Raw genomic sequence first — 12,017 nt, 5'->3', positions numbered from 1 at the left:
CGAGAACGCTGGCCCCTGGGGCTGGAACAAGCGAGGGATTATTCGGCGTCCGCCGCCTTGCGCGGGCGACGGGCGCGCGTGGCCGTCTTGCGGGCGGGCTTGGCCGTGGGTTCGGCGACGGGTTCCGGCGTAGACGCCTCCGCCTGCTTTGACGCCCCCGCGGACGTGCGGCGCCCAGACTTGGCGGCGCGCGCAGGCTTGCGGCCGGCAGTCGTGGCGGACTCTGTCGCGGCCGGCTCAGTGCCGGCCGGCGTCGACGCAGGTTCGCTCGCCTGACGGGAAGGCGCCGCTTGCGCAGCGGCGGGTTCCGCGGCAGGCGCCGTCCCAGCCGAGACTGGGGCCGACGCCGCGGAGGATGCGGCCGAGTCTGCACCGGACGTCGCCGCGTTCCGACCGCTTTTCGCCGCCGCACGGCCGCCGCGCGACCCGCGCCGGCTCTTGTTGTCGGCCTGTGGCGCCGCATCGGGCGAGAACGTCGTCGACGGCTCCTCGAAGGGGGATTCGCTGCTTGCCGGCGCGGAGAACGGCCCTGCAGGCATCGATTGCGCCGCATCCACTTCGAACGCCTGCGACGGCGCGGCGCTAGGTTCTACGCCCCGCAGCGGCAACGCCACGGGTTCATCGCCCTCGCGGCCCGGTTCATGACGCCCCGAGGCGCGGCCCGCCCCCCCACGACCACCGCGGCCACCCGACGCATCTGCATGCTTGCGGCCGCCGCGTGCATTGCGGGCCGGCTTGGCATCGGCCTCGTCAGCGGCCGAGGCATCCCCCTGACCCTCTTGCCCCGACGTCGACGCCAAGGCGCGCACACCGGGCTTGCCGCCCGTGCGCACCTGCCCACCGCCCGCGTTGTCGCGATACACGTAGGTGCCCGATTTCTCTTCGCGGCCTACTTCCAGGAAACCGCGCGACTGGGCTTCGTCCAGCAGGTTGCCGAAGGCGCGAAAGCCGTAGTAGGACTCGTTGAAATCCGGCCGGCGGCGCTTGAGCGCATCTTTCAGGGCGGACGCCCAGACCTTGCCGCTGTCGCCGCGCTCGGCCATCAGGGCTTCGAACGTCTCGACCACCATGTCCACCGCCTGCGTCTTGCGGGCTTCCAGCTCTTCCTTGCGGCGACGCTCTTCGTCCGGCGAACGGCGCTGGGTGGGGTTGGCCGCGCCGCGATTGTCGCGGCGGGCGTCGGCGGCGCGCTGGCCTTCGCGGGCCAGGTCGTCATAGAAAATGAATTCGTCGCAGTTGGCGATCAACAGGTCCGAGGTGGATTGCTTGACGCCCACCCCGATCACCTTCTTGTTGTTCTCGCGCAGCTTGGACACCAGGGGCGAGAAATCGGAATCGCCGCTGATGATGACGAAAGTGTTGACATGCGACTTGGTGTAGCAGAAGTCCAGCGCGTCCACGACCAGCCGGATGTCGGCCGAATTCTTGCCCGATTGGCGCACGTGGGGTATTTCGATGAGTTCGAAATTGGCCTCGTGCATGGGCGCCTTGAATTCCTTGTAGCGTTCCCAGTCGCAATAGGCCTTCTTGACCACGATGCTGCCCTTGAGCAGCAGGCGCTCGAGCACCGGGCGGATATCGAACTTCTGGTACTTCGTGTCGCGCACGCCAAGCGCCACGTTCTCGAAGTCGCAAAAAAGCGCCATGCTGACGTTTTCGTTGGCTGCATTCATGTTTTTCTCCGTTGCTGCGGCAACTCGGGGCCCTGCTTGCACACATCCAGGACCCACGGCGTTCGGCCGCGATATGTCGCCCATGATATACATATCCGCTCCCCCACCCCGGACCCCGACGCCCCCGCCGCCATGCCCGACGCCGCCGCGCTGCCCACGCTCGCCACCGAACGCCTGATCCTGCCGCCGCTCGGCCTGGACGATGCGCCGGCCATCCAGCGCATCTTTCCGCAATGGGAAGTGGTGCGCTACCTGGCGGACCAGGTGCCCTGGCCCTACCCGGCGGACGGCGCGCGCACCTATGTAGAGCAGGTGGCGCTGCCGGCGATGCGGCGCGGCGTGCAGTGGCATTGGTCGCTGCGCACGCGCGCCGAACCCGATCGCCTGATCGGCCTCATCAGCCTGATGCAGGACGACCCCGGCAACAACCGCGGCTTCTGGCTGGACCCGGACTTTCGCGGCCAGGGTTACATGACCGAGGCCAGCGAAGTGGTCACCGGCTATTGGTTCGACGTGCTGGACCAGCCGGTGCTGCGGGCGCCCAAGGCCATCGCCAACGATGGCTCGCGCAACCTGTCGCGGCGCACCGGCATGCGCCTGGTGGCCACAGAAGAACGCGGTTTTGTCTCGGGCCGCATGCTGGCCGAAGTGTGGGAAATCACCCGCGACGAATGGCGGGCGCGGCGGCAACAGGCCGCCCGTTCGGCCGGGCCGGCGGCGTGACGGCGGCCGATCCCTCTTTCATCCGCCCTTAATCCGCCCCTATTTTTCTTCCGTGACGCGCCCTGGCGCGTCTCCCTGATTTTCTTGCGCGACGCGCCCCGGCGCGCACCCTGACAGGCGGTTTAAGCCGGCGCTTACCGCCCCTTTCGCCCCGTTTTCCTCCCGATTGGCCGGCCCGGTCCGTGGCTAGAATTTGCCACCATCCGGCATTCCGTGAACGGAGTGCCCTCGCTATCGGGCAAGATCCATGAATCCGTCTACCGTCATCGGCGCCGTCGTCGGCCTGCTTACCCTGGTCATCGTCGTGGCGCTGGCCGCCACCGACCCAGGCCTGTATTTCAACCTGCCGGGCCTGGCCATCGTGCTGGGCGGCACCTGCGCCGCGCTGTTCATCGCCTACCCGCTGTCCGAAGTGATGCGGGTGTTCAAGCTGGTGGTGACGGTGTTTCGCAACGACCAGCACGACCAGCAGCGCGACATCGAAGAACTGGTGTCGATGGCGCAGCTGTGGATGAACACGGACGTGCACAAGGTCGAGCAGGAACTGAAAAAGGTCACCAATCCGTTCCTGCGCACCGGCGTGCAGCTCATCATCGACAACACCCCGGAAGACCAGATCATCGAACTGCTGCAGTGGCGCGTGTCGCGGCTGCGGGCCCGTGAAATGGCCGAGGCGCAGATGTTCCGCGTGATGGCCACGTTTGCCCCCGCCTTCGGCATGCTGGGCACGCTGATCGGCCTGATCAACCTGATGGCGGTGCTGGGCGACGGCAGCATGACGATGATCGGCCAGCAGCTGGCCATCGGCCTGATGACGACTTTCTACGGCATCTTGCTGGCCAACCTGGTCTGCAAGCCCATCGCCGTGAAACTGGAACGCCGTACCGCGCGCCGCGTGGAATCCATGAACATGGTGCTGCAAGGCATCGCCATGATGTGCGAGAAGCGCGGCCCGGCCGTGGTGCGCGAAACGCTCAATTCGTTCGTGATGCACGTCGAAGACGAAATCTACGACGGCGGCGCCTCGGCCCCGCGCGCCAAGACCGAAGGCCAGGTGGCCGCGGCCGCCGCCAAGCCCGTTTCCATTACCCGCCCCGCCGCCGCGCGCCAATGAGCCTGATTTCCCCTTCCCTGGCGCAGCGGATCGAGCAGGCCCGCCAGGCCCAAATGCGCGCGCAGAAGGCGGCCGCCAACAGCGGCTGGCGCCCGACCAAGAGCGACCGCAAGGACCGCTACGCCCGCTGGCACGTCGAGGAAACGGTCGAGCAGGACGCCGAGAACTGGCTGCTGAGCTACCTGGACCTGATCACGCTGCTGCTGGCCATGCTGGTGGTGCTGCTGGCGGTGTCGCGCCTGCACGGCGGCTTTTACGAAGCCGGCGACAAGCAGGTGGATCTGGTCGGCACCCTGGCAACCAAGGGCTTGCCGACCTATGACGGCGAGTATTCCGAATTCGATGCGGTCGCCATTCCGGCCAGCTGGGCCGAACCGCCCGCCCCCGTCGCCACGGCGGCTACCGAGAACGCCGAACCGCCGGCCGACGGCGTCGTGGTGGCCGAGGCCGCCAAGCCGCTGAAGGCGCCGTCCAAGGAATCGCTGGGCCTGGGCGACCTGGGCAAGTCGGTCGACGTCATCATCAATGAGCAATCGGTGAGCTTTCGGATCAGCAACGAATTGCTGTTCCCGTCGGGCCAGGCCACGCTCAGCCCGGCCGGGCTGGACGTGATCAAGCGCCTGGCCGTGATCCTGAACAAGAACGCCTACCAGGTGTCGGTGGAAGGCCACAGCGACCCCGTACCGATCCAGACGCGCCAGTTCGCCTCGAACTGGGAACTGTCCAGCAGCCGCGCCACCAGCGTGCTGCGCGAACTGGTGCGCGACGGCGTGGCCGGCAGCCGCCTGCGTGCGGTGGGCTACGCCGAAACGCGTCCGATCGAGTCGAACGACACTCCGGCTGGCCGGGCGGCGAATCGGCGGGTGGAACTGATCATGGACATCACCGCGGCGCAGAAGCCGGGCCAGGACAAGCCGGTGCACGTCGAAGCCAAGGCGGCCGCCGGCGCCAAACCCGTGCAGGCCAAGCCGGCGGTTACCGCAGCGGCGGCTTCGACCAAGGCGGCAGATCCCAAACCGGCCCAAACCAGCGCCCCCCAGGCGGGTGCTGCGCCTGCGGCCGCCAGCCAGATGGAAGCTCCGCCCGGCAATTCCTGATCGCGCCTCGGCACAACCGGCTTCGGCCGGTTTTATTTTTGCCGTTGATGTAAAGCAAGCTTGACACACCCCGCTCACCCCATCAGAATGTCAAGCACGCTTTACACAACGGGAGATTGCCCTCATGAATCAAAAGCAGGCCCAGCGCCGCTATCTCAAGGAATTCGGCGTCGCGATGGCGCTTTACGCGGCGCTGGTGGCCGCATCGGCGTATGCCGGCGCGCAGCTCGAACCCGGCGCCTTGCGCACCGCGCTGCTCGCCAGCCCTGTGCTGGGCATCTTGCTGATCATCCGTTCCGTGGTGCGCCAGATCCGCCATTCCGACGAGTTCATGCGCAAAACCACCGTCGAACACCTGGCCGTCGCCGCCGCGGTCACGGCCGGCGCCACGTTCACCTACGGCTTCCTGGAACTGGCCGGCTTTCCCAAGCTGAGCATGTTCTTTGTCTGGCCGCTGATGGCCGTTGCCTGGATCGCCGCCAGCACCATCACCTACCTGCGCAACCGATGAAGAACATCATCCGCGACCTGCGCACCGAGCGCGGCTGGAGCCAGGCCGCGCTGGCGGAACGGCTGGACGTCTCGCGCCAGACCGTGAACGCCATCGAAACCGGCCGCTACGACCCCAGCCTGCCGCTGGCTTTCGCCATCGCCCGCGTGTTCGGCATGTCCATCGAAGCCATCTTCCCGCAGGACTGAACCCGGCGGGCGCATGCGCCGGGCGCGGCCACCCTCCGGCCTCCCGGCGCGGCGCAATCCGCAGTAATCTGGCGGCCTGCCGTCCCCGTGAGCGCCCTGCCCGGCGCCGTCCACCAGGAAAAAACCATGCCGTACATGCTGCTGATCGTCGAACCGACGGGCCAACGCGCCGAGCGCACGCCCGACGAGGGCCGCGAGGCCTACGCGCAGATGCTGCGCTATGCCGAAGGCCTGCAATCGCGTGGACTGCTGAAAGCCGCCGAATCGCTGAAGTCCGATGCCGACGGCGTACGGCTGCAAGTGCGCGGCGGCCAGCGCACGCTGGTTGACGGCCCGTTCGCCGAAGCCAAGGAAATGATCGGCGGCTTTTTCCTCTTGACCACCGACAGCCGCGACGAAGCCTTGAAGCTGGCGGCCGAGTGCCCGGCCGCGCAGTGGGCCACGGTCGAAGTGCGGGAACTGGGGCCCTGTTTCCTGTAACCGCCCGACCGGCCGTTGGCGGACACAGGCCGGCAGCCGCCTCATCGACTAGGTATTTACCCTGAATTCGTGATGCCGCTGTCGATTTCGCCCTGCGCCATGCGTCGTGCCGGTACAAGCCCCAAAACTGGGGCCTTGCCATCGACACCAGGAGACTGCAATGCGATTCATGATCATCGTGCGCGCCACGTCCGACAGCGAAGCCGGCGTGCTGCCGGATGCCAGCCTGCTAGCCGCCATGGGCGCCTACCACGAAGCCCTGGCCAAGGCCGGCGTGCTGCTGGATGCCAACGGCCTGCGCCCCTCGTCGGCGGGGTGGCGCATCCAGTACGACAGCAAGGGCCAACGCAAGGTCGTGGACGGCCCCTTTGCCGACACCAAGGAACTGGTGGCCGGCTACACCCTGATCCAGGTGCGCTCGCGCGAAGAAGCCCTGCAATGGACGCTGCGCTTTCCCGAACCGTTCCCCGACCAGCCCTGCGAAATCGAAGTGCGCCAGCTGTACGAGCTGGATGACCTGGGCGCCGGCGAGGCCATCGAGCGCTTTCGCGCCCTGCCCGGCAACGGCCGTTGATTCACCGCTGATCCCCCGCTGTTACCCCCAACACGAGGCACGCCATGCATAAACAGATCTTCGTCAACCTGCCCATCAACGACATGCAGAAGTCGCAGGCTTTTTTCAAGAGCCTGGGCTTCACCTTCAATCCGCAATTCACCAACGACCAGGGCGCCTGCATGGTCGTCAGCGACGACATCTACGTCATGCTGCTGGTCAAGCCCTTCTTCCAGGGCTTTACCGGCAAGCCCATTGCCGATGCCACGCAAAGCACCGAAATGCTGATCGCCCTGTCCTGCGAAAGCCGCGCCGAGGTCGACGACCTGGTGGCCCGCGCCAAGGCCGCGGGCGCCACCGTGCCGCGCCAGCCGCAAGACCATGGTTTCATGTACGGCCATGGCTTTGACGACCTGGACGGCCACATCTGGGAAGTGTTCTACATGGTGCCGGGCGAGACCCCGCAGGCATGACCCCGCCGGACGCCGCCGCCACGCATCGCGCCATCGAGGCCGTCTGGCGCATCGAGGCCGCCAGCGTGATTGCCGGCGTGGCGCGCCTGGTGCGCGACGTCGGGCTGGCCGAAGAACTGGCCCAGGACGCGCTGGTGGCCGCGCTGGAGCGCTGGCCGACCAGCGGCGTGCCGGACAACCCCGGAGCGTGGCTCATGACCACCGCCAAAAACCGCGCCCGCGACCGCCTGCGGCTGGACGCCATCCACCACCGCAAGCACGAGCAGATCGGGCACGAACTCGAAGCCTTGCAGGCCGACGTCGAGCCCGATTTCGTCGACGCGCTGGACGCGGCGCGCCAGGACGATATCGGCGACGACCTGCTGCGGCTGGTGTTCACGGCCTGCCACCCGGTGCTGTCCACCGAGGCGCGCGTGGCGCTGACGCTGCGCCTGTTGGGCGGGCTTTCCACCGCCGAGATCGCACGCGCGTTCCTGGCATCGGAATCCACCATCGCGCAGCGCATCGTGCGGGCCAAGCGCAGCCTGACCGCGGCCGGCGTGCCGTTCGAGGTGCCGGGGCCGCAGGAACGCGCGCCGCGCCTGGCCTCGGTGCTGGAAGTGATCTACCTGATCTTCAACGAAGGCTATGCCGCCACGTCGGGGCAAGACTGGATGCGCCCGGCGCTGTGCGACGAAGCCCTGCGGCTGGGACGCATCCTGGCCCAGCTCGCGCCGTTGGAAAGCGAAGTGCACGGGCTGGTGGCGCTGATGGAATTGCAGGCCTCGCGGCTGCATGCCCGCAGCGACGCCCAGGGCCGCCCGGTGCTGCTGCTGGAACAGGACCGGGGCCGCTGGGACACGCTGCTGATCCGCCGCGGCCTGGCGGCGCTGGCGCGGGCCGAAGACCTGGGCGGCGCAGACGGGCCTTACGCATTGCAGGCCGGCCTGGCCGCCTGCCATGCGCGGGCGCGGCAGGCGGCCGACACCGACTGGCCGCGCATCGTGGGGCTGTACGACCGGCTGTTGCGCGCCCAGCCGTCACCGGTGGTGGCACTGAACCGCGCCGTGGCCGTCGGCATGGCGTTCGGCCCGCAGGCCGGACTGGACCTGGCCGATGCCCTGGCCCAGGACCCGACGCTGGCCAACTACCACTGGCTGCCCAGCGTGCGCGGCGACCTGCTGGCCAAGCTGGGCCGGCGGGCCGAGGCCGCCGTGGAATTCGAACGCGCGGCCGGCATGACCCAGAACGCCCGCGAACGCGAGATGCTGCTGGCGCGGCTGGCAGCCATGCAGGATGGCAATCATGTTTAAATTCCTGCATGGCTTCCCTGTTGCCTCCCCCTCGCGGCGCCGCCGCGCCCGCTGAACCGATCATCGCGGGCGTGCCGCAGGCGTTCGACCACCCCAACGACCGCGCCGAATTCCGCCGCCAGGCGCACCGGCCCGGCGTCGAGCTGTACCGCGCCCACATCATCCGCCACGCGTTCGAACCGCATACGCACGAAGCCTTTGGCCTGGGCGCGATCGAAACCGGCGTGGAACGCTTTCGCTACCTCGGCGCCGAGCACCTGGCCCCGTCCGGGTCGGTGGTGCTGATGAACCCCGACGAACTGCACACCGGCCAGGCCGAGACCGAGGGCGGCTGGCGCTACCGCATGGCGTACATCGACCCCGCCGTGGTCGCACGGGTCACCGGCGAAGCCGACTGGTGGTTCGACTGCGCCGTGGGCCACGATGCCGCCAGCGCGCAACGCGTCACCGCCTTGCTCGACGCGTTGTGGCAGGCGCGTGAACCGCTGGCGTTCGACAGCGCCCTGTATGCGTTGCTGGCGGAATTTCGCCGCCACGCCCGCGTGCCCAGGCCCTTGCAGGCGGCCGCCGCGCCGCGCTTTGCCCGCGTCATCGACTACCTGCGCGCCAATCTGTCGCGGCGCCTGACGCTGGAAGAACTGGCCGAGGTCGCCGGACTGAGCCCCTTCCACTTCCTGCGCAGTTTCCAGGCGCAGCACCACGCCACGCCGCAGCAGATGCTGATGGCACTGCGCCTGTTCGAGGCCAAGCGCCTGCTGGCCGCGGGCGAAACCCCGGCGCAGACGGCGCTGGCCGCCGGCCTGACCGACCAGGCCCACCTGACGCGTGCGTTCACCCGCCGCTATGGGGTGACGCCGGGGCGGTATCAGAAGCAGGTACGGGCCTGACTTCCAAAGCGCACCCGTCCGGCGTGCTCTCGCCAACGGTCAAGGGCGAACCGCGCCCCCGCTAGAACGCCCAGCGCCACGACAGTGTCGCGCTATGGTCCTGGTTGCGGGCACCGAATTGCCCGGCGTAGCTGAGTCCCACCGTTGCGCTACGGCCGATCGCCGCGTCCAGCCCCGCCTCGATCAAGGCGGCGTCCCGGGCGATCGGCGCGCCCGCCACGGTAAAGGTGTCGCCCGCGTCGAATGCCATGCGCGAGGTCGGCGTCACATCACCAAAGGCATGGCGCCAGCCCAGGCCGCCGGTGACGGCGCCTGCCGTCGTGCCCAACATCCATTCCTGGCGCGCGCGCACGCCGAGCGTGGTGGTCGTGGTGGTACTGGTCTGGCTGGCGCCCGACAGGGCCGCGCTGCCGCCGCTTTCGCTGAAGGCCCGGGTGCGCAGGCCCGCCCAGGCCACGCCCGCGTAAGGTTCCAGCGTGAGCGTATCGCCTGCCTTCAGGGCCCAGCCGAGTTCGGTAAAGACTTGCGTGGTGCTGGCGCCGTAGTCGGCGCGCAAGGTCTGGTCCAGGCCGCCCACCGCGATGCGCCGCTGCGTACTGATGTCGTGCCAGCTGTACGCCGCCCCCAGCATCAGGCTGAGCTTGCCGGGGCCGGCATCAAAGGCCTTGCCCCCATAGACGATGGCGCTGTAGCTGGCAATATTGGTCCTGGCGTCCACGCCATCGGTGCGCACATTGCTGTCGGTGTAGCCCACTGCGCCGCCCAGGCGCCAGCCGCGGCCGACCGCAGCATCGGCGCCCGCGAATACGCCACCGGTGTGCTGCCGTACCGCGGCCGTGTCACCCGTGGCGCCCAGCCGCTGCCAGTTGCCCACGACCTGCGCCCACGCCGGTTGCACGCTCGGGGTGGGCAGCGCGGACGCGGCCGGCGCGACGTCGCTGACGCCCGCGGCAGCGACTGGCGCGCCCGGGCGCAGGCCAGCCCCCAGGTTGGCGCGCAGTTGCGCCAGCGGCACGTTGCGCGCCTGGCTGCTGACGCCCTGCAGCGCACTGACGGCGCTGGCGTGGGTTTCGCCGGACAGCGTCGAGAAGAACGACGGCGGCGCGCCGTTGGGCAGGTTCAGCGCATGCCGGTAGACCTCGTGGGTGACCGGCATGCTGTCGACGGCGTTGGCGGTGGCAATGCCATTGCGGCTGAAAACGAGGTCCGCAAAGCGGATGGGACGGGTGGGCGGCGCCACGGGATTGCCAACACCGGCACCGGCCGGATTGCCGGGATTGGTCTCGGGCGGCACTTGCTTGAGGATGAATTTCAGGGTGACATCCTTGTCGTCGGCCGAGTAAACCAGGGTCGGCGTCAGGAACGCCAGGTCGGCGCTGACGCTGGCAAAGCGCGTGTCGTTGAACGTGTCCTGCGCGCGCAGAATGGGGTACAGCGTGCGCGTGTCGTAGGAACCCGCGCCCGTGCTGACTTTCACGGTGGCGCTGCTCAGCCTGGCGTTGCCGGTGACGGTCAACTGGTCGGCCTGGCCGGGCACCAGACGCACGGCGAAAATGCCGCCGCCGAAATCCACGGACCCCGTGACAAGCACCTGTGCCGTGGGACGGTTGAAGTCGCTACCGATCGCCAGCGTATTGCCAGCGCCCAGGAAGCGCACGTCGCCAGTGGTGGTCGACCCCTGCCACAGCGTCAGCGTGTTGTTGTTGCCTTCGAAAATCACCGCCGCTGTACCGCTGATGAGCGCGCCTTTGTTGGTAACGATGGTGTTGTTGCCCGCCAGCAGCGCGGCGCCTGCGATGCCGGGCTGACCGTCTGGGAAGAACACGACTCCTCCACCGCCGCCTTCGATGCGCCCGGCATTCATCACTGAACCCGAGCCGATCGAAAGCCCCGTCCCGCCCGCGCCGCCTCGTGTCACTGAGCCAGGAAGCGCGTTGCGCGCAGTCCCCCCCGCACCGCCCATGATGATGGCCTGTGCGCCTACCGTGACCGTACCCGTGGAAAGCACCAGGCCGTCGCCACCGCCGCCAGCCAAATACGACGCATCCCCTCCCTGGCCTCCCGCTATTCGCCCCCCCAACAGCGTCACATGGCCAGAGGGGGCAACCACGCCGGCTCCGCCACCGCCGCCGCCACCCCCGTAGAACGAAACACCATCGGTCACACCGCCATTGGCTAACCCGCCACGTCCACCACGGATTTCTGCGCCATCGCGGACCGTCAACGCAAGGCCCGGCAAACCAGAGATCGCGGCGCCTGCCCCCCCAGCGCCGCCCAAGTAGTCGGCGCCCGTGCCATCCTGCCCTTGCACGAACACGCTGCCGAGGTCGCCGCCAGACGTCGCCAGGTAGGCGGATCCACCGGCGCCACCGGTGGAATTGACATAGATGAGGCCGCCCCCTCCGCCCCCGCCTCCCGCCCCTATCGCGGCACCTCCGCCTCCTCCGCCGCCGCCCACCCACGCGCCTCCCCCGACAGGCGTCGTGCCGCTGGCGCCGCCCTGTCCGCCGCCGGACGGGCCATCATTACCCGGAAGGCCGGGCAGGCCGCCGGCGACTTGCCCGGAACCGGCAACACCGCCGCCGTTACCCCCCGCAGCCGCCGGACCGCCAACCGCGTCACCGCCTTGCCCGCCGGCGCCACCCGTTACGCCGCCGCCTTGGCCTCCGCTAGCGCCAAACCCTATGCCCTGCCCGCCCTGGCCGCCGCCGCCGTAGCCCGCAGCCGCCACGGCGTTGGTGCACGGGGTGAGCAGAACGCCGGCCGCAAACGCCAGGCTCACCGCCAACGACCGCAGCATGCCGGCGCGGGGCAGGAAGCGGCCCGGCCTGCCCGCCCGTTGGCAACGACACGCGGCGTTGCTTGATGGAAAGCGGGATCGTGACTGGCTTGGCGAATAAGGCAAAGGAACTTCTCCAGAAAGAGGACAGTTGGCGCTTAGTGACACGCTTGGCCAGGTCGTCCGGGAAAAGATGTAACGGCAGGCCGGCAGTGCGCCGCAGCAATCTGGTACAAGACCCGCCCTA

At 68.7% G+C, this 12,017-nt stretch carries 12 protein-coding genes; 10 read left to right on the top strand and 2 right to left on the bottom strand.

Annotated elements, in window-relative coordinates; translation table 11 throughout:
* Positions 1 to 38: 38 nt before the first annotated feature.
* Positions 39 to 1,673, bottom strand: coding sequence for an NYN domain-containing protein (locus U858_RS0116910; RefSeq protein ID WP_025138333.1), 1,635 nt, complete (start codon positions 1,671 to 1,673; stop codon positions 39 to 41).
* A 132-nt stretch (positions 1,674 to 1,805) separates the two neighbouring features.
* On the opposite strand from U858_RS0116910, the gene U858_RS0116905 reads away from it, so the two are divergent.
* The 10 genes from U858_RS0116905 (at position 1,806) to U858_RS0116860 (ending at position 8,991) form a co-directional block, all read left to right on the top strand.
* Positions 1,806 to 2,396 carry a GNAT family N-acetyltransferase gene (locus U858_RS0116905; RefSeq protein WP_025138332.1) on the top strand — a complete coding sequence of 197 codons (591 nt, stop codon included), beginning with the start codon at positions 1,806 to 1,808 and terminating at the stop codon, positions 2,394 to 2,396.
* 247 nt (positions 2,397 to 2,643) lie between these two features.
* On the top strand, positions 2,644 to 3,510 hold the full coding sequence (locus U858_RS0116900; protein ID WP_025138331.1) for a motility protein A: 867 nt from the start codon (positions 2,644 to 2,646) through the stop codon (positions 3,508 to 3,510).
* Entirely contained in the window at positions 3,507 to 4,607 is a 1,101-nt protein-coding gene (locus tag U858_RS0116895; RefSeq protein ID WP_025138330.1) for an OmpA family protein, read from the top strand. The genes U858_RS0116900 and U858_RS0116895 overlap by 4 nt, the downstream gene beginning before the upstream one ends.
* A gap of 124 nt (positions 4,608 to 4,731) precedes the next feature.
* Positions 4,732 to 5,118, top strand: a complete 387-nt coding sequence (locus U858_RS0116890; protein ID WP_025138329.1) for a hypothetical protein — start codon at positions 4,732 to 4,734, stop codon at positions 5,116 to 5,118.
* Entirely contained in the window at positions 5,115 to 5,306 is a 192-nt protein-coding gene (locus U858_RS0116885; protein ID WP_025138328.1) for a helix-turn-helix transcriptional regulator, read from the top strand. Before U858_RS0116890 ends, U858_RS0116885 begins: the two co-directional genes overlap by 4 nt.
* Before the next feature lie 126 nt (positions 5,307 to 5,432).
* Positions 5,433 to 5,786, top strand: coding sequence for a YciI family protein (locus U858_RS0116880; protein ID WP_025138327.1), 354 nt, complete (start codon positions 5,433 to 5,435; stop codon positions 5,784 to 5,786).
* Between the two features lie 160 nt (positions 5,787 to 5,946).
* Positions 5,947 to 6,360, top strand: a complete 414-nt coding sequence (locus U858_RS0116875) for a YciI family protein (RefSeq protein WP_025138326.1) — start codon at positions 5,947 to 5,949, stop codon at positions 6,358 to 6,360.
* Positions 6,361 to 6,404: 44 nt separating this feature from the next.
* The gene (locus tag U858_RS0116870) at positions 6,405 to 6,812 is read left to right on the top strand and encodes a VOC family protein (protein ID WP_025138325.1); all 408 of its coding nucleotides are present in this window, start codon (positions 6,405 to 6,407) and stop codon (positions 6,810 to 6,812) included.
* Positions 6,809 to 8,104, top strand: coding sequence for an RNA polymerase sigma factor (locus tag U858_RS0116865; RefSeq protein WP_025138324.1), 1,296 nt, complete (start codon positions 6,809 to 6,811; stop codon positions 8,102 to 8,104). The genes U858_RS0116870 and U858_RS0116865 overlap by 4 nt, the downstream gene beginning before the upstream one ends.
* An 8-nt stretch (positions 8,105 to 8,112) precedes the next feature.
* Positions 8,113 to 8,991 (top strand): AraC family transcriptional regulator, encoded by an 879-nt coding sequence (locus U858_RS0116860; RefSeq protein ID WP_081821637.1) that lies wholly within the window; start codon positions 8,113 to 8,115, stop codon positions 8,989 to 8,991.
* 61 nt (positions 8,992 to 9,052) lie between these two features.
* Here U858_RS0116860 and U858_RS0116855 read toward each other — a convergent pair whose 3' ends face one another.
* Positions 9,053 to 10,816, bottom strand: a complete 1,764-nt coding sequence (locus tag U858_RS0116855) for an autotransporter outer membrane beta-barrel domain-containing protein (RefSeq protein ID WP_025138322.1) — start codon at positions 10,814 to 10,816, stop codon at positions 9,053 to 9,055.
* Positions 10,817 to 12,017 lie beyond the last annotated feature (1,201 nt).

The sequence above is a fragment of the Achromobacter sp. DH1f genome (assembly GCF_000633435.1).
GTDB lineage: Bacteria > Pseudomonadota > Gammaproteobacteria > Burkholderiales > Burkholderiaceae_B > Achromobacter > Achromobacter deleyi.
This window is presented reverse-complemented; position numbering and strand designations above follow the sequence as displayed.